At 61.2% G+C, this 26,560-nt stretch carries 25 protein-coding genes; 11 read left to right on the plus strand and 14 right to left on the minus strand.

All coding sequences use genetic code 11. The features are described 5' to 3' along the window. Positions 1-57 precede the first annotated feature (57 nt). The gene (locus ACVWVP_RS03095) at positions 58-780 is read right to left on the minus strand and encodes a response regulator transcription factor (RefSeq protein ID WP_178920918.1); all 723 of its coding nucleotides are present in this window, start codon (positions 778-780) and stop codon (positions 58-60) included. A gap of 284 nt (positions 781-1,064) precedes the next feature. Here ACVWVP_RS03095 and ACVWVP_RS03100 point away from each other — a divergent pair, with 284 nt between their 5' ends. Then, on the plus strand, positions 1,065-2,000 hold the full coding sequence (locus ACVWVP_RS03100; RefSeq protein WP_457404490.1) for a FecR family protein: 936 nt from the start codon (positions 1,065-1,067) through the stop codon (positions 1,998-2,000). Between the two features lie 3 nt (positions 2,001-2,003). After that, the gene (locus ACVWVP_RS03105) at positions 2,004-4,283 is read left to right on the plus strand and encodes a CHASE2 domain-containing protein (RefSeq protein ID WP_457404455.1); all 2,280 of its coding nucleotides are present in this window, start codon (positions 2,004-2,006) and stop codon (positions 4,281-4,283) included. 181 nt (positions 4,284-4,464) lie between these two features. Here ACVWVP_RS03105 and ACVWVP_RS03110 read toward each other — a convergent pair whose 3' ends face one another. From ACVWVP_RS03110 to glyQ, 4 genes are all read right to left on the minus strand, one after another. Beyond that, positions 4,465-5,235, minus strand: a complete 771-nt coding sequence (locus tag ACVWVP_RS03110; protein WP_176994582.1) for a lysophospholipid acyltransferase family protein — start codon at positions 5,233-5,235, stop codon at positions 4,465-4,467. 82 nt (positions 5,236-5,317) lie between these two features. Next, complete coding sequence (gene gmhB, locus ACVWVP_RS03115; RefSeq protein WP_012721458.1) at positions 5,318-5,854, minus strand: D-glycero-beta-D-manno-heptose 1,7-bisphosphate 7-phosphatase; 537 nt, start codon at positions 5,852-5,854, stop codon at positions 5,318-5,320. 2 nt (positions 5,855-5,856) lie between these two features. Further along, a complete protein-coding gene (gene glyS / locus ACVWVP_RS03120; protein ID WP_178920912.1) occupies positions 5,857-7,911 on the minus strand; it encodes a glycine--tRNA ligase subunit beta in 2,055 nt (684 codons plus the stop codon). Continuing rightward, complete coding sequence (gene glyQ, locus ACVWVP_RS03125; RefSeq protein ID WP_003187265.1) at positions 7,908-8,861, minus strand: glycine--tRNA ligase subunit alpha; 954 nt, start codon at positions 8,859-8,861, stop codon at positions 7,908-7,910. The genes glyS and glyQ overlap by 4 nt, the downstream gene beginning before the upstream one ends. Before the next feature lie 81 nt (positions 8,862-8,942). Here glyQ and ACVWVP_RS03130 point away from each other — a divergent pair, with 81 nt between their 5' ends. Together ACVWVP_RS03130 and ACVWVP_RS03135 are read left to right on the plus strand one after the other, a co-directional pair. After that, a complete protein-coding gene (locus ACVWVP_RS03130; RefSeq protein WP_176994585.1) occupies positions 8,943-9,500 on the plus strand; it encodes a DNA-3-methyladenine glycosylase I in 558 nt (185 codons plus the stop codon). Between the two features lie 40 nt (positions 9,501-9,540). After that, positions 9,541-10,428 carry a lysophospholipid acyltransferase gene (locus tag ACVWVP_RS03135; protein ID WP_178920910.1) on the plus strand — a complete coding sequence of 296 codons (888 nt, stop codon included), beginning with the start codon at positions 9,541-9,543 and terminating at the stop codon, positions 10,426-10,428. A gap of 71 nt (positions 10,429-10,499) precedes the next feature. Here the strand turns inward: ACVWVP_RS03135 and ACVWVP_RS03140 are convergent, their stop codons facing one another. From ACVWVP_RS03140 to def, 5 genes are all read right to left on the minus strand, one after another. Next, on the minus strand, positions 10,500-10,808 hold the full coding sequence (locus ACVWVP_RS03140; RefSeq protein WP_457404456.1) for a tetratricopeptide repeat protein: 309 nt from the start codon (positions 10,806-10,808) through the stop codon (positions 10,500-10,502). A 42-nt stretch (positions 10,809-10,850) separates the two neighbouring features. After that, positions 10,851-12,224, minus strand: coding sequence for a Trk system potassium transporter TrkA (trkA, locus tag ACVWVP_RS03145; protein WP_178920906.1), 1,374 nt, complete (start codon positions 12,222-12,224; stop codon positions 10,851-10,853). Between the two features lie 22 nt (positions 12,225-12,246). Next, the gene (gene rsmB / locus ACVWVP_RS03150; protein WP_178920904.1) at positions 12,247-13,557 is read right to left on the minus strand and encodes a 16S rRNA (cytosine(967)-C(5))-methyltransferase RsmB; all 1,311 of its coding nucleotides are present in this window, start codon (positions 13,555-13,557) and stop codon (positions 12,247-12,249) included. After that, positions 13,554-14,504, minus strand: coding sequence for a methionyl-tRNA formyltransferase (gene fmt, locus ACVWVP_RS03155; protein WP_178920902.1), 951 nt, complete (start codon positions 14,502-14,504; stop codon positions 13,554-13,556). Before fmt ends, rsmB begins: the two co-directional genes overlap by 4 nt. A 69-nt stretch (positions 14,505-14,573) precedes the next feature. Beyond that, positions 14,574-15,080: a peptide deformylase gene (gene def / locus ACVWVP_RS03160; protein ID WP_016978734.1), complete on the minus strand. Its 507-nt coding sequence runs from the start codon at positions 15,078-15,080 to the stop codon at positions 14,574-14,576. 135 nt (positions 15,081-15,215) lie between these two features. Between def and ACVWVP_RS03165 the strand changes: the two genes are divergently transcribed. The 3 genes from ACVWVP_RS03165 to ACVWVP_RS03175 all read left to right on the plus strand — a co-directional run bounded on the left by ACVWVP_RS03165 (position 15,216) and on the right by ACVWVP_RS03175 (position 17,778). Then, positions 15,216-15,992 (plus strand): peptidoglycan-binding protein, encoded by a 777-nt coding sequence (locus ACVWVP_RS03165; protein ID WP_457404457.1) that lies wholly within the window; start codon positions 15,216-15,218, stop codon positions 15,990-15,992. A 63-nt stretch (positions 15,993-16,055) separates the two neighbouring features. Beyond that, positions 16,056-17,159 carry a DNA-processing protein DprA gene (gene dprA, locus ACVWVP_RS03170; RefSeq protein WP_457404458.1) on the plus strand — a complete coding sequence of 368 codons (1,104 nt, stop codon included), beginning with the start codon at positions 16,056-16,058 and terminating at the stop codon, positions 17,157-17,159. 61 nt (positions 17,160-17,220) lie between these two features. Continuing rightward, the gene (locus ACVWVP_RS03175; RefSeq protein ID WP_178925952.1) at positions 17,221-17,778 is read left to right on the plus strand and encodes an L-threonylcarbamoyladenylate synthase; all 558 of its coding nucleotides are present in this window, start codon (positions 17,221-17,223) and stop codon (positions 17,776-17,778) included. A gap of 121 nt (positions 17,779-17,899) precedes the next feature. Here the strand turns inward: ACVWVP_RS03175 and ACVWVP_RS03180 are convergent, their stop codons facing one another. After that, positions 17,900-18,877 (minus strand): quinone oxidoreductase family protein, encoded by a 978-nt coding sequence (locus ACVWVP_RS03180; protein ID WP_457404459.1) that lies wholly within the window; start codon positions 18,875-18,877, stop codon positions 17,900-17,902. 160 nt (positions 18,878-19,037) lie between these two features. On the opposite strand from ACVWVP_RS03180, the gene hemF reads away from it, so the two are divergent. Then, positions 19,038-19,970, plus strand: a complete 933-nt coding sequence (gene hemF, locus ACVWVP_RS03185) for an oxygen-dependent coproporphyrinogen oxidase (protein WP_178925954.1) — start codon at positions 19,038-19,040, stop codon at positions 19,968-19,970. Beyond that, positions 19,970-20,788, plus strand: coding sequence for a shikimate dehydrogenase (gene aroE, locus ACVWVP_RS03190; protein WP_457404460.1), 819 nt, complete (start codon positions 19,970-19,972; stop codon positions 20,786-20,788). Before hemF ends, aroE begins: the two co-directional genes overlap by 1 nt. A gap of 114 nt (positions 20,789-20,902) precedes the next feature. Here aroE and ACVWVP_RS03195 read toward each other — a convergent pair whose 3' ends face one another. From ACVWVP_RS03195 to betC, 3 genes are all read right to left on the minus strand, one after another. Continuing rightward, the gene (locus ACVWVP_RS03195; RefSeq protein ID WP_457404461.1) at positions 20,903-22,471 is read right to left on the minus strand and encodes a SulP family inorganic anion transporter; all 1,569 of its coding nucleotides are present in this window, start codon (positions 22,469-22,471) and stop codon (positions 20,903-20,905) included. A 158-nt stretch (positions 22,472-22,629) separates the two neighbouring features. Continuing rightward, entirely contained in the window at positions 22,630-23,544 is a 915-nt protein-coding gene (gene choX, locus ACVWVP_RS03200) for a choline ABC transporter substrate-binding protein (RefSeq protein WP_457404462.1), read from the minus strand. Positions 23,545-23,562: 18 nt separating this feature from the next. Beyond that, on the minus strand, positions 23,563-25,077 hold the full coding sequence (gene betC / locus ACVWVP_RS03205) for a choline-sulfatase (protein ID WP_259172465.1): 1,515 nt from the start codon (positions 25,075-25,077) through the stop codon (positions 23,563-23,565). A 103-nt stretch (positions 25,078-25,180) separates the two neighbouring features. On the opposite strand from betC, the gene ACVWVP_RS03210 reads away from it, so the two are divergent. After that, positions 25,181-26,131, plus strand: a complete 951-nt coding sequence (locus tag ACVWVP_RS03210) for a choline sulfate utilization transcriptional regulator (protein ID WP_178923985.1) — start codon at positions 25,181-25,183, stop codon at positions 26,129-26,131. A 31-nt stretch (positions 26,132-26,162) separates the two neighbouring features. Continuing rightward, entirely contained in the window at positions 26,163-26,492 is a 330-nt protein-coding gene (locus ACVWVP_RS03215; protein ID WP_178923983.1) for a DOPA 4,5-dioxygenase family protein, read from the plus strand. Positions 26,493-26,560: the final 68 nt, after the last annotated feature.

Raw genomic sequence — 26,560 nt, forward strand, 5'->3', positions numbered from 1 at the left:
TTTTTATTGGTCGTTTGAATGAGCATTTTTGAAATGCTCCACGTGGAACATCCCCGTTTACCCAGGAGTCGTCGCAGAAACGCTTTCCAACCGATACCCGTAGCCGTAGATGGTCAGCAGTTGCCATCCACGATCTGCGGTGAGCCCCAGCTTGTTCCGCAGGCGGTAAATATGAGTGTCCAGCGGCCGTGAAGAGACCATTTCTTCATGGGTCCAAAACCGTTCATACAAGTATTCCCGAGACAGCGGCCGAGCCAAGTTGGCAAACAAGCAGCTAGCGAGTCGATACTCTCGCTCGGTCAGGTTGATCGGTTTGCCCGCACGGGTAACGGTCAACTCGGCATCATCAAAGGTCAGGTCATTGAAACTCTGCACTTCATGGGTGTTGGTTTTTTGCAGGCCGTGGCGGCGCAAAACGGCCGAGACCCGGGCCTTCAATTCATTGGGACGAAAGGGCTTGCTGACGTAGTCATCGGCGCCGCTGTTCAATGCGGTGACGATATCGCTCTCGGCATCACGGCTCGTCAGCATGATCACCGCAGGGGGCGATTCCATGTGTTCGCGAGTCCAGCGCAAGAGAGCAATCCCGGTGATATCGGGCAACTGCCAATCGAGTATCAGCAGGTCAAATGTTTCCCGGCGCAGTTGGCGGAGCAGGTCTTCACCGCGTTCAAAAAAATGCAGGGACCAAGGCTGTTCCGTGGTGCTGGGGATTTGTCGCAGTGTCTGTTCAACCCGACGCAATTCAGCGGGCTCGTCATCCAGTATTGCGACACGCATGGGTGGGTCCTTTCTACGAAAAAATACGGCGGCCAACTTCGCGCTAGGCTGCTCAATTACCGGCCTTTGAATCTGAAGAATTGTGGTCAGACTCAACGGTCCTATGAATCCCTCGGTAGGCTGATATCAAAGAGCCCTTAACCTACTGAAAGACTTCAAAACCGATGTAGGAAAGATACCGGCTCCTGCCCCTGAGGAAAAGGATCAGCCGACACATGCGCTGCCGTCATCCTGTGCGCGTTGGTGTCAGATGCCTTCTGGAACCCATAACCTTGATGAGCACCATGACTTCTTCCCTTAACCGAGTGCGCTATGTCCTCCCCTCATTGCTGGGTTTGGTGGTGGGGGCGGCCAGTGCTTCTGCTTTGGTGCGCCCCCCCTATGTTGATGACCAATGGTTGTGTCGAGCTCAGCCGTTACCGGCCGTTGTGCAGCACCTGACAGGAGAAGCCTGGAAGCTGGACACCAAGGGACAGTTACGCCTATTGCAGGAGGGCATGACGATTGATGAGAAAGAAGGTGTGAAAACCTCGGCGTCGGCGTTCGTTAGCCTGTTGCTGGGCGATGGATCCCGGGTCGTGCTCCCGTCCAGTTCGCAGGTGCGTTTGCATATGGTCGAGAAGCAATCGATTCCCCAGGTCATCCTGGAACAAGGCCAGGCCGAGGCCTATGTGATCAAGCGGCCCAGTGAGCATGACCGGTTTCAGATCGTGACGCCCATTGGTGTGCTGGGCGTGCGCGGTACGCACTTTCGGGTGCGGGACGATGGCGAGCAATCGGTGCTTGAGGTGCTGGATGGGCAGGTAGCGGCCAACCGAGACATCCGGAAAAAACCTAATGAAGACGAAGTAAAAGTCGGCGCACGCCAAGGCCTGCTGTTTAAGAAACAGGGTGATTTGAACGCCGTGACGCTCCTGCCCGCGCCCAAGTTAGTGGGTCAGGACGGTCAAAAAGGCGATGCACCAGTGTGGACGCTGTACGTGCGGCCCTTACCCGGCGCCCAGCGCTATCGCGCCCAAGTCGCCACCGACCAAGCCTTTATGAACATCAAGCAGGAAAACTTTTCCAGCGAGCCAAAAATGAGCTTCACTGGGCTCAAAGCATCGTTCTATCACGTGCGATTGTCGGCTTACGACGAACACGGCCTGGAGGGAATAACCGGGGTTTATGACATCTTCTACTATCCGCCCGCAACGCAGGCCAAGGCCTCTGGTGGCTAATCCATGATGCTCTGGCGCAAGGCCGAGAAACGCCAACCCACCCACGCCCAGCGCCTGTTCCACGGTTTGGTCCGTGAGTGGCTGTGGATAGGTTTGCTGCTCTTGCCTATCACTGCTTACCTGTCGCTCAGCCCAGGACTGGCGCTGAACAACCCGCTGTATGACAGCCTGCGCCGCCTCACCCCGCTGCCGGTAGACCCGCGCATTCTGCTGGTCACCATTGATGACAAGAGCTTGAAAGACCTCGGCCGATGGCCTTGGCCGCGCAGCCTGCACGCAGACCTGATTGACCGCCTGAGTGCTGCACAGCCGGCAGCCATCCTGTTCGATGTGATCTTCAGCGAACCCGGTGAGCCGGCCAACGATCGGCGCCTTGCCCAATCAGTGTGCGAGGCCGGTAACGTGTTGCTGCCCCTATTGCGCGAAGACGCCACCCGCTACAGCCAACCCAGCGCACAAATACTGCCGCTGCTCAAATGTGCCAAGGGCGTAGGGCATATCAATGTCGAGGCCGACAGTGACGGCGTGGTTCGCAACCTGTACATGCGTGAAGGCCCGCCTGATGACACCACGCCGCAACTGGCGTGGATGGCGTACACGCTGAGTGGCCAGGCGGACGAGATGCCAGGTGAGGCGCTGGAGCCGGTCAGTGCGCACTGGCACCGTGAACACGCCATACGCATTCCGTTCATTGGTGCCCACACGCACTTTCCGAGTGTGTCCTACGCCAGCGTCTTACGGGGTGAGGTGCCTGCTGAGCAACTGCGTGACCGGCTGATTCTGGTGGGTGCCACGGCATCGGGAATGGGCGACCGTTTTGTCACCCCGCTTTCCTCCACCGTCGGCACCACAGCCGGCGTGGAGATCCAGGCCAACGTCCTCAACGGTCTGCTTCAAGGCCGGAGCATCGTTGACCTTCCCGGCTGGCTGGCGGCGTTGATGGCGACGTCACTGGTGGCGTTGCTGCTGGGCTTGTTGCTCTACCGGCCCCGCTACGCCCTGTGGATGACCTTGGGCTGCATGGCGGCCGCGTTGCTGGGCGCTTGGGGGCTGCTGCGCCTGGGGCACTGGTGGTCGCCTGCGGCCTGCTTGATTGGCCTGCTACTCAGTTACCTGATCTGGAACTGGCGCCGCCTCAGTGTGATCCTTGCCTATTTCGGGTGGGAACTGGCCCGGCTCGACAATGAGCCCAAAGTGCTTCCAGAACGCCGCCGAGCGCCCGCCAGCAAGGGCGATGTACTGCAGGCGCGTATCTTTGCCCTGGAGCAAGCCGTGAGTCGTACGCGGGACACCCGGCGCTTCATGGCCGATGGCCTCGAATGCTTGCCGGTAGCCACGCTGATTACCGACCCTCAGGGCAACATCCTGCTGGCCAACCGCATTGCCCGCGACGTATTTGGCCATGACCTGATCACCGCAAACCTGCTCGAAGAACTGGCCGACCTGGGCTACCCGCCGCTGCACAATGGCGTGCGCCCTGCCCTGTCCGCGCTGGAGTTGGTCGAGTTCCGGGACATCCACCAACGCAGCCTGCGTATGGAACTGGCCCCCATGTTGCCGGCCGACGGTGACGTCGCCCTGGGCTGGCTGCTGAGCCTCACAGACCTGAGCAAAGAACGTAACGCCCAGCAGCATCGGGAAACCATGTTGCGTTTCCTGTCTCACGACCTGCGTGCGCCCCACTCCGCGATTCTTGCGCTGCTGGATGTGCACAACGGCGAGTCCCCGGTGTTCGCCCAGATCGAGCAACAAGTGCGGCGCGCGCTGAGCCTTACCGAATCTTTCGTACAGTTGGCGAAGGCCGAGGCTGACGGTTACCAGTTCCAGCCAACCCTGTTCGCCATGTTGGTGATGGATGCCTTCGACCAGGTGGCGGTCATCGCGCAGCTCAAGGGTATTCATTTGGTCCACGACCTGGATGAGGCCGACGAGGGCATGATCCTGGCCGACCAATCGCTGCTGACCCGGGCGTTGTTCAACGTGCTGGAGAATGCGATCAAGTATTCAGCATCCGGCACCACCGTCCGCTTGAGCCACGCCAGCGAGCAGGGCTGGTTGGAGTGCCGCATCAGCGACCAGGGGCCGGGGATTGCGCCAGCGGATCTACCGGAGCTGTTCAGCCAATACCGACGCTTCGATTCGGCCCAGGGCAGTGAGGGGCTGGGGTTGGGCCTGACCATGGTCAAGGCCGTGCTGGAACGTCATGGCGGACGCATTCAGTGCGAGAGCGAGCTGGGCAAAGGCACGACATTCAGCCTGCAACTGCCCTTGCTGGATGACTGAAAAACGTACTTTTCTGCTGTGCATAAAAAACCGGTCACAAGGACCGGTTTTTTAATGCTGAAAAAACTTATGCACGTTTTTCGCGATTTTATGAGGTTGAGAAATATGTAAGTAAATCAGCCTGTTATGAATCAAAAAAGCCAATTCGCCAACAAACCGTACACAGGTTATCCACAGATCCTCAAACCGCCGGCGTCTCGACCACAACCGGCTCCGGCGGCAACGAACCCATGGCCCGTTGCTGGGCTTCATTCCACGCCTGGGCACGGTCATTCAGTGCCGCAATGGCGCGCGGGCCTTCACCTTCGGCGTACATCGGTTCACCGATTACCACCGTGATGGTGCCCTCGCGTTTGGCCCAACCGGTCTTTGGCCAGAACTTGCCAGCGTTGTGCGCAATCGGCAGCACCGGCAGGTTGGCGTTGACTGCCAGAGCAGTACCGCCGCGTGAGAACTTGCCTACGGTGCCGTAGGGAACGCGCGTACCTTCCGGGAAGATCAGTACCCAAACGTTGTCCTTGAGCAGCTCATCGCCCTTCTTGGCCACGTGCTTGAGAGCAGCCTTGGGGTTGTCACGGTCAATGGCGATCGGCCGCAGCATGGCCATGGCCCAGCCGAAGAACGGCACATACAGCAGCTCACGCTTGAGCACCTGGCTCAGGGGTGAGAAATAGGCCGAGAGAAAGAACGTCTCCCAGGTGCTCTGGTGGTTCGACAGAATCACGCAGGGCTGGTCGGGCACGTTTTCGGCCCCCTTGACCTCGAAACGGATGTTCAGGAACACCTTGGTCAGCCACAACGCGCAGCGGCACCAATAGACGTTGATAAAGCGATAGCGCGCCTTGAACGGCAGGAAGGGCGCAATAAAAAAGCTCAGGGTGCACCAGAGGAACGAACTGGTGCCCAGCAGCAGGTAAAAGAAAAAGGTTCTGATGGCCTGCAAGATCGACATGGCGGCATTTACCGTTGCGGGACACGGCCCGCCTGTTAAAAGCGCACTCCCGAACAGTCCTTGGTCAGGAAGTCGAGGGCGGCTAGTTGTTGATAAGTTCTGCGGCAACCGCCGCCAGATCGTCAAAAATCAAGGTGCCTACCGGCAGGTTTTTCGCCTGGGTCTTTTCGCCTTTCCCGGTCTTAACCAAAACTGGCTGAGAGTCGACGGCTTTGGCCGCCTCCAGGTCACCGAGGCTGTCCCCGACGAACCATATCCCAGCCAGTGGCACCTTGTAATGTTCTGCAATGGTTTTCAACATGCCAGGCTTGGGTTTGCGGCAATCGCAGCCCTCGTCCGGCCCGTGGGGGCAGTACACGACCAGCCCCACCTCACCGCCCTGCTCGGCCACTAACGTGCGCAAGCGCGCATGCATGGCGTCCAGGGTGGCGATGTCGTAGTAACCACGGGCGATGCCGGACTGGTTGGTGGCGATGGCCACCGTCCAGCCGGCTTTGCTCAACTGCGCGATGGCCTCGATCGAGCCGGGCAGTGGGATCCACTCCGCCACCGACTTGATGTAAGCGTCGGAGTCGTAATTGATCACCCCGTCCCGATCGAGAATCAGCAGTTTCAACATGGTCAGCTCAGCGTCGAAATGTCAGCGATGTTGACGAACAAGCCGCGCAGGCGCGCCAGCATGGCGTAGCGGTTTTTCCGCACACCGGCATCGTCGGCGTTGATCATCACGGCTTCGAAGAACGCATCCACCGGCTCACGCAAGGTGGCCAGGCGTGCCAAGGCTTCGGCGTAGTTGCGTTCGGCGATCAGCGGTTTCACCGCGTTTTCTGCCTTGGCGATGGCCGAGTTCAGCGAGAACTCCTTGGCATCGGCAAACAGGCCAGGGTCGACTTCGGCGTTGCCCAGGCCTTCGGCCTTGCTCAGCAGGTTCGACACGCGCTTGTTCACAGCGGCCAGGGCATCGGCTTCCGGCAGTTTGCGGAAGGCCTGTACGGCTTGTACGCGTTGGTCGAAGTCCAGCGCCGAACCCGGCTGCAGGGCACGTACCGACAGGTACACCGACACGTCCACGCCTTCGTCTTCATAACGCGCACGCAGGCGGTCGAACACGAATTCCAGCACCTGCTCGGCCAGGCCGGCTTGCTTGACCTTGTTGCCGAACTGGCCCACAGCGAACACCACGGCCTGGGTCAGGTCGAGGTCCAGCTTCTTGTCGATCAGGATGCGCAGCACACCCAGGGCGGCACGGCGCAGGGCATACGGGTCTTTGCTACCGGTTGGCAACATACCGATACCGAAGATACCCACCAGCGTATCCAGTTTGTCGGCGATCGCTACGGCTGCACCGGTCAAGGTGCTTGGCAGTTCAGCGCCAGCACCACGCGGCATGTACTGCTCGTTCAGCGCCAGGGCCACATCGTCGGGCTCGCCGTCGTTGAGGGCGTAGTAGTAGCCGGCAACGCCTTGCATCTCCGGGAACTCGCCGACCATCTCGGTGGCCAGGTCGCACTTGGACAGCAGGCCTGCACGCGCAGCCCATGCAGCGTCACCGCCAATGCGTGGCGCAATATAGGCGGCCAGCTTGGAAACACGTACGGCCTTGTCGTAGACGCTGCCGAGTTTTTCCTGGAACACCACGTTCTGCAGGCGCAGGTTGAAGTCTTCCAGCTTCTGCTTCTTGTCTTGCTTGAAGAAGAACTCGGCATCAGTCAGGCGCGGGCGCACGACTTTCTCGTTACCGGCGATGATCTGCTGCGGGTCCTTGCTCTCGATGTTGGCCACGGTGATGAAGCGCGGCAGCAACTTGCCATCCACGTCCAGCAGGCAGAAATACTTCTGGTTGTCCTGCATGGTGGTGATCAGGGCTTCTTGCGGCACGTCGAGGAAACGTTCTTCGAACGAGCACACCAGCGGCACCGGCCATTCAACCAGGGCGGTCACTTCATCCAGCAGGTTTGGCGGCACGATGGCGGTGCCTTCCTGCAGGCGGGCCAGCTCTTCGGTCCGCTTGCTGATCAGCTCGCGACGCTCGTTGGCGTCGGCCAGCACGTAGGCAGCACGCAGGTCGGCGGCGTAGTTGGCCGGCGAAGTGATGCGTACAGCTTGCGGGTGGTGGAAGCGGTGACCACGAGAATCACGACCGGCTTTCTGGGCGAGAATGGTGCAGTCGATGACCTGGTCACCGAGCAACATCACCAGCCACTGGGTCGGACGCACGAACTCTTCTTTGCGCGCACCCCAGCGCATGCGCTTCGGGATAGGCAGGTCGTTCAACGAGTCTTCAACGATGGTCGGCAGCAGGCTCGCGGTCGGCTTGCCGGTGATGACCTGGCTGAACCGCAGTTTCGGGCCGCTCTGGTCGATCTCGCTCAGCTCGACGCCACACTTCTTGGCGAAACCCAGTGCCGCTTGAGTCGGGTTGCCTTCGGCGTCGAAAGCGGCCTGGCGTGGTGGGCCGTCGAGGTTGATGCTGCGGTCCGGTTGCTGGGTTTCCAGCGCGGTCAGCAACACCGCCAGGCGACGTGGCGCGGCGTAGACTTTTTTCGCTTCGAATTTGAGGCCAGCGGTTTGCAGGCCTTTTTCGATACCGGCCAGGAACGCGTCGGCCAGGGTGTTCAGTGCCTTGGGTGGCAGCTCTTCGGTGCCCAGTTCAACCAGGAAATCTTGAGCACTCATTGTGCAGCCTCCAGCTTAGCCAACACTTCATCACGCAGGTCCGGGGTAGCCATCGGGAAGCCCAGCTTGGCGCGAGCCAGCAGGTAGGCTTGGGCGACGGAACGCGCCAGGGTGCGCACACGCAGGATGTATTGCTGGCGCGCGGTTACCGAGATGGCACGGCGGGCGTCCAGCAGGTTGAAGGTATGGGAGGCCTTCAACACCATTTCATAGCTTGGCAACGGCAGCGGCTGGTCCAGTTCGATCAGGCGCTTGGCTTCGCTTTCATAGAAGTCGAACAGTTCGAACAGCTTGTCGACGTTGGCGTGTTCGAAGTTGTAGGTGGACTGCTCCACTTCGTTCTGGTGGAACACGTCGCCGTAGGTGACCTTGCCGAACGGGCCATCTGCCCACACCAGGTCGTAGACCGAGTCCACGCCCTGCAGGTACATGGCCAGGCGTTCCAGGCCGTAGGTGATTTCGCCGGTCACCGGGTAGCACTCGATGCCGCCCGCTTGCTGGAAGTAGGTGAACTGAGTCACTTCCATGCCGTTGAGCCAGACTTCCCAGCCCAGGCCCCAGGCGCCCAGGGTCGGCGATTCCCAGTTGTCTTCAACAAAACGGATATCGTGGACCAGTGGGTCCAGGCCCACATGCTTGAGCGAGCCCAGGTACAGTTCCTGGAAGTTGTCCGGGTTCGGCTTCAACACCACCTGGAACTGGTAGTAGTGCTGCAGACGGTTCGGGTTTTCGCCGTAGCGGCCGTCAGTCGGGCGACGACTGGGCTGCACATAAGCGGCGTTCCAGGTTTCCGGGCCGATGGCCCGCAGGAATGTTGCGGTGTGGAAAGTGCCGGCGCCTACTTCCATATCGTAGGGCTGAAGTACCACACAACCTTGCTCGGCCCAGTATTGCTGGAGGGCGAGGATCAAGTCTTGGAAGGTACGCACGGCTGGCGTAGGCTGGCTCACGAAATTCACCTGTTACTTGGGCTGCGATTTAAAGAGCGGGAGTATACCCGATTCGGCCGCGCCACCATCCCCTGGAGCCTTATGCCACGCTGCTTTTGGTGTTCTGAAGATCCGCTGTACATGGCTTATCACGATCAGGAGTGGGGAACGCCGCTGCGCGACGCACAGGGCTTGTTCGAGTTGCTTTTGCTCGAAGGGTTCCAGGCGGGCCTTTCCTGGATCACCGTTTTACGCAAACGCGAGCATTATCGAAAGGTCTTGTTTGGTTTTGATGCGCAGCGCCTGGCGCGCTTGACCGATGACGAGATCGAAGCGCTGATGCAGGACCCGGGTATCGTGCGCAATCGCCTGAAGCTCAACGCCACCCGTCGCAATGCCGCGGCCTGGCTGGCGCTGGAGGACCCGGTAGGGTTGCTCTGGTCCTTCGTTGGCGGCAAGCCCAAGGTCAATCATTTCAAGGATCGCAGCGAAGTCCCGGCGATCACCCCCGAGGCCGAAGCCATGAGCCGCGCCTTGAAAAAAGCCGGCTTCACCTTCGTCGGCCCGACCATTTGCTATGCCTTCATGCAGGCCTCCGGCATGGTCATGGACCATACCCTGGACTGTGACCGTTACGCGGACCTGGCCAACGCCGGTTAGAATGCTGGCTTTGCGCACCACACACGATCAGGAGTGACCTGTGGAAAAGTTTAAAGGCGCCTTGCTGGTAGGCGCTCTCCGGTTGTTTGCCCTGCTGCCCTGGCGCGCTGTCCAGGCGGTCGGCACGGCGATTGGCTGGATCATGTGGAAAACCCCCAACCGTTCCCGCGACACGGTACGGATCAACCTCTCCAAGTGCTTCCCGGACATGGACCCGGCCGCCCGCGAACGCCTCGTCGGCCAAAGCCTGATGGACATCGGCAAGTCCCTGACCGAAAGCGCCTGTGCCTGGATCTGGCCGGCCCAGCGCTCCATCGACCTGGTGCGTGAAGTCGAAGGCCTGGACGTGCTGCACGAAGCCCTGGCCTCTGGCAAAGGCGTGGTTGGCATCACCAGCCACCTGGGCAACTGGGAAGTGCTGAACCACTTCTATTGCAGCCAGTGCAAACCGATCATTTTCTACCGTCCGCCCAAGCTCAAGGCGGTGGACGAATTGCTGCGCAAGCAGCGCGTGCAGTTGGGCAACCGCGTGGCGGCCTCCACCAAGGAGGGCATCCTCAGCGTGATCAAGGAAGTGCGTAAAGGTGGCCAGGTGGGCATTCCCGCCGATCCGGAACCGGCTGAATCGGCCGGGATCTTCGTACCGTTCTTCGCCACCCAGGCACTCACCAGCAAGTTCGTGCCGAACATGCTGGCGGGCCACAAGGCTGTTGGTGTGTTCCTGCACGCGCTGCGGCTGCCGGACGGTTCGGGTTACAAAGTGATTTTGGAAGCAGCGCCGGAAGACATGTACAGCACCGACACCGCCACGTCCTGCGCGGCGATGAGCAAGGTGGTGGAACGGTATGTCGGCGCCTACCCAAGCCAGTACATGTGGAGCATGAAGCGCTTCAAGAAGCGCCCACCGGGCGAGGCGCGCTGGTACTGATACCGGCCTGACATTTGTAGTGAGCGAGCTTGCCTCGCGCGGGCAAGCCCGCTCACTACAACAGCACGCGTCTAAACGCGATCCAGCTTTTTAAGAAACACCGCCATCTCTTTCTCGGCCTGTTTATCGCCATGGGCCTGGGCCGCCACAATCCCCTGCTCCCACGCCAACCGCGCCGCCGCACGGTCTTCCAGCCCCAACTGCGCCTTGCCCAACAGCTTCCACGCCGCCGAATATTTCGGGTCGAACTCCACGCACTTGCGCAAATGCTCCGCCGCCTTGGCGTGGTCCTTCAAGTCCAGGTAACCCTTGCCCAGCCCAAAGCGCAGCAGCGAATTATCCACGCCCTTGGCCAGCATTTTCTCGAGTGACTCAAGCATACGAAGAACCCTGTAGGAGCCGGCTTGCCGGCGATAGCGTCATCAGAAAAAGCTCAGCCCCACGTGGAACAACTTCTCCACATCGCGGATATGTTTCTTATCCACCAGGAACAGGATCACATGGTCACCGGTAGCGATCACCGTGTCGTCGTGGGCGATGATCACCTCTTCGTCACGAATGATCGCGCCAATGGTGGTGCCCGGCGGCAGGCCGATATCGCGGATGGCTTTGCCGATCACCTTGCTCGACTTGGCGTCACCGTGGGCAATCGCTTCGATGGCCTCCGCCGCGCCACGGCGCAGGGAGTGCACACTCACAATGTCGCCACGGCGCACGTGGGCGAGCAACGTACCGATGGTAGCCAGTTGCGGGCTGATGGCGATGTCGATATCGCCGCCCTGGATCAGGTCCACATAGGCCGGGTTGTTGATGATGGTCATCACCTTCTTTGCCCCGAGCCGCTTGGCCAGCAGCGACGACATGATGTTGGCTTCGTCATCGTTGGTCAGCGCCAGGAAGATATCTGCGTCGGCGATGTTTTCTTCCATCAGCAGGTCGCGGTCTGAGGCACTGCCTTGCAGTACGACAGTACTGTCCAGCGTGTCGGACAAATGCCGGCAACGTGCCGGGTTCATCTCGATGATCTTGACCTGGTAGCGGCTCTCGATGGCCTCGGCCAAACGTTCGCCGATCTGCCCGCCGCCGGCGATGACGATGCGCTTGTAGGTCTCGTCGAGGCGGCGCATTTCGCTCATCACTGCGCGAATATTCGCCTTGGCAGCAATGAAGAATACTTCGTCGTCGGCCTCGATCACCGTGTCGCCCTGGGGCAGGATCGGCCGGTCACGCCGGAAAATCGCCGCGACGCGGGTTTCCACATTTGGCATGTGCTCGCGCAACTGGCGCAGTTGCTGGCCCACCAGCGGGCCACCGTAGTAAGCCTTCACGGCCACCAGTTGGGCCTTGCCTTCGGCAAAGTCGATCACCTGCAAGGCGCCAGGGATTTCGATCAGGCGCTTGATGTAGTGGGTAACCACTTGTTCCGGGCTGATCAGCACGTCGACCGGAATCGCGTCGTTGTCGAACAGGCCGGCGCGGGTCAAGTAGGCCGCTTCGCGCACGCGGGCGATCTTGGTCGGGGTGTGGAACAGGGTGTGGGCGACCTGGCACGCGACCATGTTGGTCTCGTCGCTGTTGGTCACCGCCACCAGCATGTCGGCGTCGTCGGCACCGGCTTGGCGCAGCACGGTCGGGAACGACGCGCGGCCTTGTACAGTGCGGATGTCCAGGCGGTCGCCGAGGTTGCGCAGGCGCTCGCTGTCGGTGTCGACCACCGTGATGTCGTTGGCTTCGCTGGCCAAATGTTCAGCCAGCGTGCCGCCGACCTGCCCTGCCCCAAGGATGATGATTTTCATCCGGTCACTCCCTTAAAACCGTTCAGCCGCGAGCGGCGGCGATCTTGATCAGTTTGGCGTAGTAGAAGCCGTCGTGGCCGCCTTCTTGGGCGAGCAATTGGCGACCGTGGGGCTGCTTGATGCCGGCCGTGGTAGCCAGGTCCAGTTCGCGTGCGCCGCTGGTACGGGCAAGGAAGGCTTCGATGACCTCGGTGTTCTCGGTCGGCAGCGTGGAGCAGGTGGCGTAGAGCAGGATGCCGCCGACTTCCAGGGTTGGCCACATCGCGTCGAGCAATTCGCCTTGCAGCACAGCCAGGGCGGCGATGTCGTCGGGTTGGCGCGTGAGCTTGATGTCCGGGTGACGGCGAATCACGCCGGTGGCGGAGCACGGCGCGTCCAGCAGGATGCGTTGGAAGGGTTTGCCGTCCCACCAGGTGGCGGTGTCGCGGCCGTCGGCAGCGATCAGCTCGGCGCTCAGGCCCAGGCGTGCAAGGTTCTCACGCACGCGCACCAGGCGCTTGGCTTCCAGGTCGACCGCGACCACACCGGCGAGGTCTTTTTCGACTTCCAGAATGTGACACGTCTTACCGCCCGGAGCGCAGCAGGCGTCGAGTACGCGTTGGCCGGGTGCCAGGTCGAGCAGATCGGCGGCCAGTTGCGCCGCTTCGTCCTGCACGCTGATCCAGCCTTCGGCAAAGCCCGGCAGGCTGCGCACATCGGTGGCGGCTTCGAGCACGATACCGTCGACGCTGTACACGCATGGCGTGGCGTTGATACCGGCGTTGGTGAGCAATTGCAGGTAGGCGTCGCGGCTGTGATGACGACGGTTGACCCGCAGGATCATCGGCGGGTGAGCGTTGTTGGCGGCGCAGATGGCTTCCCATTGCTCAGGCCAGAACGCCTTCAGCGATTTTTGCAGCCAACGCGGGTGGGAGGTACGCACCACCGGGTCATGCTCCAGCTCGGCCAGCAGCGCTTCGCTTTCGCGCTGGGCGCGGCGCAGCACGGCATTGAGCAGGGCCTTGGCCCACGGCTTTTTCAGTTTGTCGGCGCAACCCACGGTCTCGCCGATGGCGGCGTGGGCCGGCACGCGGGTGTAAAGCAGTTGGTAGAGGCCGACCAGCAACAGCGCTTCCACATCCGCATCCGCCGCCTTGAACGGTTTTTGCAGCAGCTTGGCTGCCAGCGCCGACAAGCGTGGCTGCCAACGGGCTGTGCCAAAGGCCAGGTCCTGGGTGAAACCTCGATCGCGGTCTTCAACCTTATCCAGCTGGGTGGGCAACGAACTGTTCAGCGAAGCCTTGCCGTTGAGTACGGCGGCGAGAGCCTTGGCGGCGGCCAGACGTGGGTTCATTGGGCAGCACCCAGGACGGTGCCTAGGGCAAATTTCTCACGACGGCTGTTGAACAAATCGCTGAAGTTAAGCGCCTTGCCGCCAGGCAATTGCAGACGGGTCAGGCACAGCGCCTGTTCACCGCAGGCCACCAACAGGCCCTCTTTGCTGGCGCCGATGATCTCGCCGGGCGCGCCTTTGCCTTCTGCCAGGGTCGCGGCCAGTACTTTCAAGGCTTCGCCGTTAAGGGTGCTGTGGCAGATTGGCCACGGGTTGAAGGCGCGTACCAGGCGCTCCAGCTCAACGGCCGGGCGGCTCCAATCGATGCGTGCTTCGTCCTTGTTCAGCTTGTGGGCGTAAGTGGCCAGGCTGTCGTCCTGCACTTCGCCTTCCAGGGTGCCAGCCGCCAAGCCGGCAATGGCCTGGATCACGGCGGGCGGGCCCAGCTCGGCGAGGCGGTCGTGCAGGCTGCCGCCGGTGTCTTGGCCGGTGATCGGGGTGGTCACCTTGAGCAGCATCGGGCCGGTGTCCAGCCCGGCTTCCATGCGCATCACGGTCACCCCGCTTTCGCTGTCGCCGGCTTCCACGGCGCGTTGGATTGGTGCCGCACCACGCCAGCGGGGCAGCAGCGAGGCGTGGCTATTGATGCAGCCCAGGCGCGGAATATCCAGCACCGCTTGCGGCAGGATCAGGCCGTAGGCCACGACCACCAACAGGTCGGGTTTCAGAGCCGCCAACTCGGCCTGGGCCTCGGCGTTGCGCAGGGTCGGCGGTTGCAGTACGGGGAGGTTGTGTTCCAGCGCCAGTTGCTTGACCGGGCTCGGCATCAGTTTTTGCCCGCGACCGGCCGGGCGATCCGGTTGGGTGTACACCGCGACGATGTCATAAGGGCTGGCAAGCAGGGCCTTGAGGTGTTCGGCGGCAAATTCGGGAGTGCCGGCAAAAACAATGCGCAGTGGCTCGGTCATGGGAGGTCTCGGTTAAAAACAGTCACAAAAGAAAAAGGCTTGCCGCAGCAAGCCTTTGGAAGAGAGGCATCAAGCTTGCTGGCGATGCTTTTTTTCCAGCTTCTTCTTGATCCGGTCACGCTTGAGCGTGGACAGGTAATCGACAAACAGCTTGCCGTTGAGGTGGTCGCATTCGTGCTGGATGCACACCGCCAGCAGGCCTTCGGCGATCAGCTCGAACGGCTTGCCATCACGGTCCAGGGCCTTGATCTTCACGCGCAGCGGGCGTTCGACGTTCTCGTAGAACTCTGGCACCGACAGGCAGCCCTCCTGGTATTCACCCATCTCGTCGGTCAGCGGTTCGAACTCGGGGTTGATGTACACCATCGGTTCGCTGCGATCTTCCGACAGGTCCATGACCACGACACGCTGATGCACGTTGACCTGGGTCGCGGCGAGGCCGATGCCCGGGGCTTCATACATTGTTTCAAACATGTCATCGACCAACTGACGAACCTTGTCGTCCACTACGGCCACCGGTTTGGCGATCGTGCGCAGGCGCGAGTCGGGAAATTCGAGGATGTTCAAAATAGCCATAAGCGTAATTGCTGCACATGTGAGGTAGAGGCAAATCGGCGTTGGGATGGACCCAGACAGCCGGTGTGAAACGCCCAAAAGCCACGAAGGCACGGGGATTTCACGCGAACGCACATAATAAAGGAGATTCACCCCATGAGGAAATCGCTACTCGTCTTGCTGCTGTGGGCCCCTTTCGCCATGGCCCTGCTGCCCCCGCCCGCCCAGCGTCTGGATCAACCGACGCAACAGGCGATCCAACGCTTCCTGCTGCACAACCGCATTCTCGATACCCCGCAGGATTTGGACAATGCGCCGTACATCGTCGCGGCGGACGCCGGGCGTGTCCTGGGCGCCCATGACGAACGGGTGCATGCCCGGGGCCACCTGGACCCGGCCCTGCCCATCTATGGGATCTTTCGTCGGGGCAAGACCTACACCGACCCCGATACCCAGGAACTGCTGGGCGTAAACGCCGATGACGTCGGCACGGCTCGCTTTGTGACCGCGGGCGATCTCACCACCCTGGCGGTGCAGCGGGTGACACAGGAGGTGCGCCCCGGCGACCGCTTGCTGCGAACCGAAACCCCCATTGCGTTGGCAGATCTTGAAGTCGCGCAACGTGCGCCCTTCATCGAAGGAAAAATCATCGACATCCCCAAGGGCGTGACTCAGATCGGCGTGCTGGATGCTGTCACCCTGAACAAGGGTCGCCGCGATGGCTTGGTCGAAGGCCAATTGCTCACGGTGATCAAGGCCGGCGCCACCGTGCGCGACAACCTCACGGGCGCTCCGGTGAAGCTGCCCGACGAGCGCGCGGGCACCCTGCTGGTGTTTCGCATCTACGAAAAGCTCAGTTACGGCCTGGTACTCAGCGCCTCACGGCCACTGGCAGTCATGGACCGCTTCGAGACTGCCCATCAAACACAATAAATAGGCTGCTAAATAAGTTACCAACAGAGTTATCCACAGCTTGTTCCGGTCAAGGATGATCAGATGTATCCGATAAACAGCCATGAAATTTCTCCGTCAGAACTGGAAGCTCGTCTACGCTTGCACAGGCTGCCGGAACTGGGTCCGAAGCGTTTTCGCCTGTTGATCGAAGCGTTCGGCTCGGCCTCCAAGGCGATCAGCGCGCCGGCCAGTGCCTGGCGTTCCCTTGGGTTGCCCGCGATCAGTGCAGAGGCACGGCGCAGCCATGCAATACGCGACGGTGCCAGTGCTGCGTTGGCCTGGCTGGCCCGCCCGGCCCAGCATTTGCTGATGTGGGACCAACCCGACTACCCGGCACTGCTCGCTCAGATCGACGATGCGCCACCGCTTTTATTCGTGGCCGGCAACCCCGCCATCCTCGAAAAACCGCAGTTGGCGATGGTCGGCAGCCGCCGTGCTTCTCGCCCTGGGATGGACACAGCCGCTGCGTTTTCCCGCAGCCTGGCGAGTGCCGGTTTTGTGATTACCAGCGGGTTGGCGCTGGGCATCGACGGGGCCGCGCACCAAGCGGCATTGGATGTCGGTGGGCATACCATCGGCGTGCTCGGTACCGGGCTGGAAAATTTTTATCCACAGCGCCACAGAAAGCTCGCCGACGCGATGATTGCCCAGGGCAGCGCCGTGGTTTCCGAGTTTCCGCTCGATGCCGCACCCCAGGCGGGCAACTTTCCACGGCGCAATCGGATCATCAGCGGCTTGTCCCTGGGTGTGCTGGTGGTGGAGGCCAGCATGGCCAGCGGTTCGTTGATCACCGCGAAGCTGGCGGCCGAGCAAGGGCGCGAGGTGTATGCGATTCCGGGCTCCATCCATCATCCTGGGGCCAAGGGCTGTCATCATCTGATCCGCGAGGGTGCGGTGCTGGTGGAGACCATCGAACACATTCTTGAAGGGTTGCGCGGTTGGCAGGCGCTGTCCCGCCCGGCGCCAGTGCCGGTGACCCATCCGCTGGTGGCCCTCTTGCATGCCGCACCCCATACCAGCGAAGCCTTGGCGATGGCCAGTGGGCGGCCTTTGTCCCAGGTGTTGGCAACCCTTACGGAACTGGAGCTTGAAGGTCAGGTGATCTGCGAAAGCGGGCGCTGGCTTGCGCGCTGTGCGCTTTTGTAGGGATGGGTTTTGTAACGAAGATCGGTAAACTGCGCAGAGCTTTAAGTCCGGAGAGTGAGCAATGGTCAACAGGTGGCGTGTGCTGGAAGCCGCACGAGAAATTCGCGCAGGCGCGGTGATTGCCTATCCGACCGAAGCGGTCTGGGGCCTGGGCTGCGACCCGTGGAATGAAGAAGCGGTGGACCGGTTGCTGGCGATCAAGAATCGCTCGGTGGACAAGGGCCTGATCCTGGTAGCGGACAACATCCGTCAGTTCGACTTCCTGTTCGAAGACTTCCCGGACGCCTGGATCGAACGCATGGCCAGTACCTGGCCGGGGCCGAACACCTGGCTGGTGCCCCATCAAGACTTGCTGCCCGAGTGGGTGACCGGTGTGCATGACACCGTGGCCCTGCGGGTCAGCGATCACCCGTTGGTGCGGGATTTGTGTTCGCTGGTCGGGCCGCTGATTTCGACGTCGGCCAACCCCCAGGGGCGGCCGTCTGCGCGCACGCGGCTTCGCGTGGAGCAGTATTTCCGTGGTCAGCTTGACTTGGTGTTGGGCGGTGCTTTAGGTGGACGCAAGAACCCGAGCCTGATTCGGGATTTGGCCACGGGTGAGGTGGTGCGCCCTTCCTGAGACCGAGGCGCGGCCATCGCGGGCAAGCCCGCTCCCACTTTTTGACTGTATTCACAGATCCAAATGTGGGAGCCGGGCTTGCCCGCGAAGAGGCCCTCACAGACGCCGAAAACCCATAGTCTTAAGGCAGCAGAATGGTCGACCCCGTCGTCCGCCGCCCCGACAACTCCGTCTGTGCCTTCGCCGCATCCGCCAGTGCATACCGCTGGTTGATATCGATGCGTACCTTGCCGCTCTTGATCATCGAGAACAGATCATCGGCCATCGCCTGAAGGTTTTCCGGGTTATTGGCGTAAGTCGCCAGGGTTGGGCGCGTCACATACAACGAGCCTTTCGCCGCCAGGATCCCCAGGTTCACCCCGTCGACCGCACCCGACGCATTGCCAAAGCTCACCACCAACCCACGGGGTGCCACGCTGTCCAGCGAGGTCAGCCAGGTGTCCTTGCCGACGCCGTCATACACCACCGGGACTTTCTTGCCTTCGGTCAATTCCAGCACGCGCTGTGCGACGTTTTCCTTGCTGTAGTCGATGGTTTCCCATGCGCCCAGGGATTTGGCCAGCGCGGCTTTTTCCGGCGAGCTGACGGTGCCGATCAGCTTCACGCCCAGCGCCTTGGCCCACTGGCAGGCCAGGGAGCCCACGCCACCGGCAGCGGCGTGGAACAGGATGGTTTCACCGCCCTTCAACTCATAGGTCTGGCGCAGCAGGTACTGCACGGTCAGGCCCTTGAGCATGGCGCCAGCAGCTTGTTCGAAGCTGATGTCGTCTGGCAGGTGCACCAGGTTGGCGGCAGGCAGCACGTGCAGTTGGCTGTAGGCACCCAGTGGGCCACTGCCGTAGGCCACGCGGTCACCGACCTTGAATTGGGTGACTTCGCTGCCGACCGCATCGACCACACCGGCACCTTCTGCGCCCAGTCCCGACGGCAAGGCGGGCGGCGCGTACAGGCCGCTGCGGAAATAGGTGTCGATGAAGTTCAGGCCGATGGCCTCGTTACGCACGCGAACCTGTTGTGGGCCAGGCTCCGCTGGGGTGTAGTCCACATACTCAAGCACGTCGGGGCCGCCATGGGCACTGAACTGGATACGTTTGGCCATCTGCACTTCTCCTGGGTTCGAATTCGCGTAGCCCCCTATCGGACTCCTAAGCTTGATCTTCGTCAACTGCGGCACAGCGGGGTGCGGTGGTATCCTGTGCGCCCATTTGCCGCCGACGCCCAATGGCCTCGCGTAGCTTTGCCCGATTCAAGGTGATGCCATGACTACCCGCACCGAGGCTGTAAAGGCCTACCTGCTTGACCTGCAAGACCGCATTTGCAGCGCCCTGGAAACCTTCGAGACGGACACTCGCTTTATCGAAGACGCCTGGACCCGGCCTGCCGGTGGCGGTGGTCGCACCCGAGTGATCGCAGACGGTTCGGTGATCGAAAAAGGCGGTGTCAACTTTTCCCACGTGTTTGGCAGCGGTCTCCCACCGTCTGCCAGTGCCCATCGCCCCGAGTTGGCTGGCCGAGGTTTCGAAGCCTTGGGCGTATCGCTGGTGATCCACCCGCATAACCCGCACATACCTACTTCCCACGCCAACGTGCGCTTTTTCATCGCCGAAAAAGAAGGCGAAGAGCCGGTGTGGTGGTTCGGTGGCGGCTTCGACCTCACGCCCTACTACGGCAACGAAGAAGACTGCATTCACTGGCACCGCGTAGCCGAGCAGGCCTGTGCGCCGTTCGGCCCGGACGTGTATTCGCGCTACAAGGCCTGGTGCGACACCTACTTCCACATCAAGCATCGCAACGAACCGCGTGGCATCGGCGGCCTGTTCTTCGATGACTTGAACGAGTGGGACTTCGACACCTGCTTCGCCTTCATTCGCGCCATCGGTGACGCCTACATCGACGCCTACCTGCCGATCGTGCAGCGCCGCAAGGCCACGCCCTATACCGCGCAGCAGCGCGAGTTCCAGGAGTTCCGCCGTGGCCGCTACGTGGAATTCAACCTGGTCTACGACCGTGGCACGCTGTTCGGCCTGCAATCGGGCGGGCGCACCGAATCGATCCTGATGTCGCTGCCGCCGCAAGTGCGCTGGAGCTACGACTGGAAGGCCGAAGCCGGCAGCGAAGAAGCGCGACTTACCGACTACTTCTTGCAAGACCGTGACTGGCTGGGCCTCGCCGCGCCTAAGGCGGCTGTCTAATGGACCGTTATGTCGTGTTCGGCAACCCCATTGGCCACAGCAAGTCGCCGTTGATCCACCGTATGTTCGCCGAGCAGACCGGCGAGCAACTGGACTACAGCACCTTGCTGGCGCCGCTGGAGGATTTCACCGGATGTGCCCGTGCCTTTTTTGCACAAGGCCGTGGCGCCAACGTCACCGTGCCGTTCAAGGAAGAAGCCTACCGCCTGGCCAACACCCTCACCGAGCGTGCTCAGCGCGCAGGCGCAGTGAACACCCTGAGCAAGCTGGCCGACGGCAGCCTGTTGGGTGACAACACCGACGGTGCCGGCCTGGTGCGCGACCTCACGGTGAATGCGGGGTTGAACCTGCAAGGCAAGCGCATTCTGTTGCTGGGCGCTGGTGGCGCGGTACGTGGCGCGCTGGAGCCGTTGCTGGCCGAGCAGCCGGCTTCACTGATCATCGCCAACCGCACCGTGGAAAAGGCCGAAATGCTCGCTGAGTTGTTCGACGACCTGGGCCCGGTGTCTGCCAGCGGTTTCGACTGGCTGCGTGAGCCGGTGGACGTGATCATCAATGCCACGTCCGCCAGCCTGTCAGGCGATGTACCGCCGATTGCAGGCAGCCTGATTGAACCGGGCAAGACCTTTTGCTACGACATGATGTACGCCAAGGAACCGACGGCGTTTTGTCGCTGGGCCACTGAACAGGGCGCAGCCGTGGCAATGGATGGCCTGGGTATGCTGGTTGAGCAAGCGGCGGAAGCCTTCTTCCTGTGGCGCGGTGTGCGCCCGGAATCGGCGCCCGTACTGGCTGAACTCCGCCGCCAACTGGGCTGATACAGAACTAAATGTGGGAGCGGGCTTGCTCGCGAATGCGGTATGTCAGCCAAAAATTACTTAGCTGAACCACCGCATTCGCGAGCAAGCCCGCTCCCACATTTTTAACTGCGTTCAATCCTGAAAATTGATAGGGCAGCTGTCGGCCCCTTCCAGCTTTTTCAACTCTTCTACTACCTGCGGCCGCGCCCGCCGCAACGTCAGGCTGCGCCCCAGCCCATGCAACCGTCGCGCCTCCTGGTGCAGCATCTCCACCCCGGAGTAATCGATAAAGTTGATCTGCTGGGCCTCAATCACCACCCGCTCACCCTGCAGGCTCTGCAGGCGCACCTGCAGGTAGTGGCTGGCGCCGAAGAAGATCGACCCCCCTACCCGCAACACATCTTCATCGCCGTCACGCCATTGCTGCACTCGGGGTTGCGACGTGCGCTTGAGATAGAAAAACAGCGACGCCAGCACGCCCGCATAAATTGCTGTTTGCAGTTCCAGCAGCAAGGTGGCGATGCAGGTCAGGCTCATCACCACAAATTCGGCGCGACTGACGCGGAATAAGGCGCGAATGCCGCGACGGTCAACCAGCCCCCAACTGATCAGCAAGATGCTGGCGGCCATGCTCGGGATCGGAATGTGGGCGATCAACGCCGCGCCAAACAACGCAAACAGCGCCACCCACAAGGCAGAAAAGATGCCGGCCAACGGCGAACAGGCGCCTGCCTCGTAGCTCAGGCCGGAGCGGGTAAAGGAACCCGCTGACAAATACCCGGAGAAAAATCCGCCGACGATGTTGGATAACCCCTGCGCACGCACTTCCTGGTTGGCGTCGAGCAGCTGTTGCGAACGCGCCGACAGCGAGCGGGCGATCGACAGGCTGGTGACCAGCCCCAACATGCCCACCGCCACGGCGCTCGGCAGCAGGCGCAGGATCACATCCAGGTCCATGGGCAACGGGCTGAACGGCGGCAGTTTGCCGATAAACGAACTGACCAGTGCCACATGCCCGAACATCGCCGGCCATAACCAGGCGACCAGGCTGCCCAGCGCCAGCGCGATCAACAGGGTTGGCCAGCGTGGTACGAGGTATTTGAGCAGCGCGCCCACCAGTAACGTGCCTACTCCGAGGAGGAGTGAGGCATGGTCCCATTCGCCGCTGTGATGGACCAGTGCCAGCAGGCTGTTGATTGCTGTGGCCTGGCTCGGTAAATCCAGCCCCAGCAGATTGGGTAATTGTCCGAGCGCAATCACCACGGCTGCACCCAAGGTGAACCCGAGCACCACCGAATGGGAGACAAAATTCACCAGCGCGCCAAAGCGCAGCATGCCCAACAGCCACTGGAAAACCCCGGCGAGGAATGTCAGCAACAGGATCAAGGTGATGTAGTCCTGCGACCCCGGCACGGCCAACGGGCTGACGCTGGCGTAAAGAACAATGGAAATCGCCGCTGTGGGCCCACAGATCAGGTGCCACGACGAACCCCACAGGCACGCGATCAGCACCGGGATAATGGCCGCGTACAAGCCATATTCGGGTGGGAGACCGGCGATCAATGCGTAGGCAATCGACTGCGGCAGGGCGAGCACCGCGCCGCTGAGGCCGACGATTGCGTCCCGCCCCACGCTGGCGCGGGTTTGGCGCGGCAGCCAGCGCAGGAAGGGGAAAAGAGTGTGGCGGGTGGGCCGGGGCATCAGGGTCTCGGTTTGAAGGTTTTACGCAGAATATCAGTACATACAAAACCCTGTGGGAGCGGGCTTGCTCGCGAATGCGGTGGTTCAGCTAAGCAATTGTTGACTGACACGCCGCATTCGCGAGCAAGCCCGCTCCCACATTTGAATTGCATCAGGTCTTAGAGTTTTGCTTTAACTGCGGGCAATGCATCCTTGCCATCCACGGTCTTCACCCCCTCCAACCACTTATCCAGCACCGCCGGGTTAGCCTTGATCCACGCCTTCGCCGCGTCGGCGTTGCTGACCTTGTTGTTGGTCACCTCGGCCATGATGCTGTTTTCCATGTCCTGGGTGAAACTCAGGTTGGTCAGCAGTTTGCCGACGTTCGGGCAGGCCTGTGCATAACCCTTGCGGGTCAGGGTGTACACGCTGCCTTTGTCACCAAAATACTTTTCGCCACCGGTGAGGTAGTGCATTTTCAACTGCACGTTCATCGGGTGCGGCGTCCAGCCGAGGAAGGTGACGAACTTCTGTTTCTTCACTGCTCGCGACACTTCGGCCAGCATTGCCTGTTCACTGGACTCGATCAGCTTCCACTGGCCCAGGTCGAAGTCGTTTTTCTTGATGATGTCCTGCAACGAGATATTCGCTGGCGCGCCGGAGCCGATGCCGTAGATCTTTTTGTCGAACTTGTCGGCAAATTTGTTCAGGTCGGCGAAGTCATGTACGCCGGCGTCCCACACGTAGTCGGGCACGGCGAGGGTGAACTCGGTGCCTTCGAGGTTTTTCGCCAGTTGCACCACATCGCCATTGGCCACGAACTTGTCATAGAACCCTTGCTGCGCCGGCATCCAGTTGCCCAGGAACACATCCACCTGGCCGTCCTTGAGCCCGCCAAACGTGATCGGCACCGCCAGGGTGTCGACCTTGGCCTTGTAGCCCATGCCCGTCAGCAGGAAACCGGTGATGGCATTGGTGGCTGCGATATCGCTCCAGCCCGGATCGGCCATTTTCACCGTGTCACAGCGGGTGTCCGCGTACACATTGGCGCTGCTCAACGCCAGGGCTGCGAGTATCACCGTCAACTTTTGCATGGCCTTCCCTCTGTTTATTTATTGGTTTTGGCAGGGTTGTGGATAACGTGCCATGCGCTCCAGGTCGTCGAGGTCGATATGGTTGCGCATGTATTGCTGACTGGCGTCGACCAGTGGCTGGTGATCCCAGCTCTTCAGCTCTCCTTCGGTCAGTGCTTCAAACACCAGGCGACGGCGGCGTTGGCTGGCGAGCACCTGTTGGTGGATCGCCGGGATGTCCCATTTGGCTCGCGCCTCATTCAAAAACGCCTCGAACAGTGCCCGGTGTTCCGGTGACTGGCTGAGGTTCTCCCGCTCGTGCGGGTCGTTGTGCACATCGAACAGTAGACAAGGGTCGTCTTCGCTGTAGATGAATTTGTAGGCGCCACGGCGAATCATCATCAGCGGGCTGATGGTGCCTTCGGCCATGTATTCGCCAAAGACCTCGTCGTGCCCGCCCTGCCCTTGCAGGTGCGGCACCAGCGAGCGGCCGTCCAGCGGCAGGCGTGGGTCCAGCTCGCCACCGGCCAGTTCCACCAGCGTCGGCAACAGGTCAGCGGTGGACACGGCTTTGCCCACGCGGCCCGCCGCAAATTGCCCCGGTGCACTCACCAGCAGCGGCACGCGGGCGGCCATCTCAAACCAGTGCATTTTGTACCAGAGGCCACGCTCGCCGAGCATGTCGCCGTGGTCGCCGGAGAAGATGATGATCGTATTGTCCGCCAGGCCCGTGTCTTCTAGCGTTTGCAGCAGCTTGCCGACATTGCTGTCGATGTAGCTGCAGGCGCCGAAGTAGGCGCGCCGCGCATCGCGGATCTTGTCCACCGGCAGCGGTTTGTCCCACAGGTCGTAGACCTTGAGCAGACGCTGGGAATGCGGGTCGAGATCGGCTTGGTCGGGCGTCGTAGGCAAAGGGATATCGGCGTCGTCGTACAGGTCCCAGAACGGCTTCGGAATGGTGTACGGGTCGTGAGGATGGGTCATGGAGACGGTCAGGCAGAACGGTTGATCGCCGTCCTTGCGGATATGGTCGAACAGGTACTGCTGGGCCTTGAACACCACCTCTTCGTCGAAATCCAGCTGGTTGGTGCGCACGCATGGGCCGGCCTGCAACACCGAGGACATGTTGTGGTACCAGCTGGGGCGTACGTCCGGCTCATCCCAGTTCACTGCCCAGCCGTAGTCGGCGGGGTAGATGTCGCTGGTGAGGCGTTGTTCGTAGCCGTGCAACTGGTCCGGGCCACAGAAGTGCATCTTGCCTGACAGCGCGGTGCGGTAGCCGAGACGGCGCAGGTAGTGGGCGTAGGTCGGCACATCGGCGGGGAAATCGGCGGCATTGTCGTAGGCGCCGATCTTGCTCGGCAGTTGGCCACTCACCAGGGTAAAGCGCGACGGCGCGCACAGCGGGCTGTTGCAATAAGCGGCGTCGAACACCACGCCTTGCTCAGCGAGGCGGCTGAGGTTGGGCAGCTTGATGGGTGAAGAGCCGTAGAACGGAAGCAACGGCGCGGCCATTTGATCGGCCATGATGAAAAGAATGTTCTTGCGCTTCATGATCTATCGGCATTCCATAGGCAGTGTTTATGCCAATGAGCATGCAGCCCATGAAAAGTGGGGTAAAGCCCATGAAAAGCAATGTCTAGGATAAGCACAGCTTATGTATGAAGCCCTCGGCGATTTATCCCTTGATTTGCTGCGCGCGTTCGAAGCGGCGGCGCGTCACCGCAGCTTTACGGCGGCGGCAATGGAGCTGGGCACCACCCAGCCGGCCATCAGCCAGCAGATCAAGCGCCTGGAAGAACAGTTGGCGATCCGCCTGTTTGATCGCATCTATCGCGGCATCGAACTGACCGACGCCGGCGCGTTGCTGTTCGAGCATGTGCAAGGCGGTTTGCAGGGGATCAACCAGGGCCTGAGCCTCATCACTCAGCAGGATCAGCATGAAGTGCTGCAAGTCGCCACCGACTTCGCCTTCGCCGCCTATTGGCTGATGCCGCGCCTGCATCGCTTCCATAAGGCCAACCCGCAGGTGGATGTGAGCCTGGTGACGAGCGAGCGCAACCACGCCACCTTGCGCAGCGATATCGACGTGGCCGTTCTGTTTGGCGACGGCCGTTTCAAACAAGGCGACAGCCTGTGGCTGTTCAATGAGGAAGTGTTCCCGGTGTGCAGCCCGCAATGGCTCAAGGAACAGACCTCCGCGCTGACTGTGCAAAATTTGCACGATTTTCCCCTGCTGCACCTGCGCCAGGAAAACAACAGCCAGTGGTTCGATTGGGCCGGCGTGTTTCGTGAGCTGGGCATCAGCGCCGCGCCCACTCCGGGCCAACTGCGTTTCGACAACTACACCTTGCTGATCCAGGCGGCGATTGCCGGCCAGGGCGTGGCCATTGGCTGGCGCCACTTGGTGGATAACCTGCTGGAGCAGGGTTGGTTGTGCCGGCCGGTCAGCGACACCGTAATCTCGCGCTTCGGCTATTACGTCGTGCAGCCTCAACGCAAACGCCGAGGGCAGTTGGTCGAGCGCTTTGTCGACTGGCTGGTGGCCGAGCAAGCCAGCAGCGCGCAGTCGTTGACTGGGCTGGCCCTGCCGTCCATTGCGGTCTAGCATCTGGCGCATAGTGGATCCGGAGTCCGTCATGCAACGTATCAAGGGCTATCACGCCCATATCTACTTCGACGCCAGCACCCTCGAACAGGCGCGCACCCTGTGCGAAGACGCCGCCAAACTTTTTCCGCTGCGCATGGGCCGCGTGCACGAACGCCCGGTGGGGCCGCACCCGGATTGGAGCTGCCAATTGGCGTTCGACCCTGAATACATCGGTGTTGTGCTGCCGTGGTTGGTGATCCATCGCAATGGCCTGGTGGTGTTTCTGCACCCTGAAACCGGTGATGACCTGAAGGATCACACCGACTATGCCGTCTGGATGGGGGCAATGCGGGAGCTGAACCTGTCAGCCTTTTCTTAAATGCCATCCCTAAATATGGGATTGATATTTATATATTGAGACTTGCGTCCGCGTAGGTTTATATTCGC

The sequence above is a fragment of the Pseudomonas sp. TE24901 genome (genome assembly GCF_054058375.1).

Coding starts and splice junctions, on each gene's coding strand:
- ACVWVP_RS03095 (WP_178920918.1), bottom strand. CDS start 780: ATGCGTGTCGCAATACTGGATGACGAGCCCGCTGAATTGCGTCGGGTT.
- ACVWVP_RS03100 (WP_457404490.1), top strand. CDS start 1,065: ATGACTTCTTCCCTTAACCGAGTGCGCTATGTCCTCCCCTCATTGCTG.
- ACVWVP_RS03105 (WP_457404455.1), top strand. CDS start 2,004: ATGATGCTCTGGCGCAAGGCCGAGAAACGCCAACCCACCCACGCCCAG.
- ACVWVP_RS03110 (WP_176994582.1), bottom strand. CDS start 5,235: ATGTCGATCTTGCAGGCCATCAGAACCTTTTTCTTTTACCTGCTGCTG.
- gmhB (WP_012721458.1), bottom strand. CDS start 5,854: ATGTTGAAACTGCTGATTCTCGATCGGGACGGGGTGATCAATTACGAC.
- glyS (WP_178920912.1), bottom strand. CDS start 7,911: ATGAGTGCTCAAGATTTCCTGGTTGAACTGGGCACCGAAGAGCTGCCA.
- ACVWVP_RS03130 (WP_176994585.1), top strand. CDS start 8,943: ATGCCACGCTGCTTTTGGTGTTCTGAAGATCCGCTGTACATGGCTTAT.
- ACVWVP_RS03140 (WP_457404456.1), bottom strand. CDS start 10,808: ATGCTTGAGTCACTCGAGAAAATGCTGGCCAAGGGCGTGGATAATTCG.
- trkA (WP_178920906.1), bottom strand. CDS start 12,224: ATGAAAATCATCATCCTTGGGGCAGGGCAGGTCGGCGGCACGCTGGCT.
- rsmB (WP_178920904.1), bottom strand. CDS start 13,557: ATGAACCCACGTCTGGCCGCCGCCAAGGCTCTCGCCGCCGTACTCAAC.
- fmt (WP_178920902.1), bottom strand. CDS start 14,504: ATGACCGAGCCACTGCGCATTGTTTTTGCCGGCACTCCCGAATTTGCC.
- def (WP_016978734.1), bottom strand. CDS start 15,080: ATGGCTATTTTGAACATCCTCGAATTTCCCGACTCGCGCCTGCGCACG.
- ACVWVP_RS03165 (WP_457404457.1), top strand. CDS start 15,216: ATGAGGAAATCGCTACTCGTCTTGCTGCTGTGGGCCCCTTTCGCCATG.
- dprA (WP_457404458.1), top strand. CDS start 16,056: ATGTATCCGATAAACAGCCATGAAATTTCTCCGTCAGAACTGGAAGCT.
- ACVWVP_RS03175 (WP_178925952.1), top strand. CDS start 17,221: ATGGTCAACAGGTGGCGTGTGCTGGAAGCCGCACGAGAAATTCGCGCA.
- ACVWVP_RS03180 (WP_457404459.1), bottom strand. CDS start 18,877: ATGGCCAAACGTATCCAGTTCAGTGCCCATGGCGGCCCCGACGTGCTT.
- hemF (WP_178925954.1), top strand. CDS start 19,038: ATGACTACCCGCACCGAGGCTGTAAAGGCCTACCTGCTTGACCTGCAA.
- aroE (WP_457404460.1), top strand. CDS start 19,970: ATGGACCGTTATGTCGTGTTCGGCAACCCCATTGGCCACAGCAAGTCG.
- ACVWVP_RS03195 (WP_457404461.1), bottom strand. CDS start 22,471: ATGCCCCGGCCCACCCGCCACACTCTTTTCCCCTTCCTGCGCTGGCTG.
- choX (WP_457404462.1), bottom strand. CDS start 23,544: ATGCAAAAGTTGACGGTGATACTCGCAGCCCTGGCGTTGAGCAGCGCC.
- betC (WP_259172465.1), bottom strand. CDS start 25,077: ATGAAGCGCAAGAACATTCTTTTCATCATGGCCGATCAAATGGCCGCG.
- ACVWVP_RS03210 (WP_178923985.1), top strand. CDS start 25,181: ATGTATGAAGCCCTCGGCGATTTATCCCTTGATTTGCTGCGCGCGTTC.
- ACVWVP_RS03215 (WP_178923983.1), top strand. CDS start 26,163: ATGCAACGTATCAAGGGCTATCACGCCCATATCTACTTCGACGCCAGC.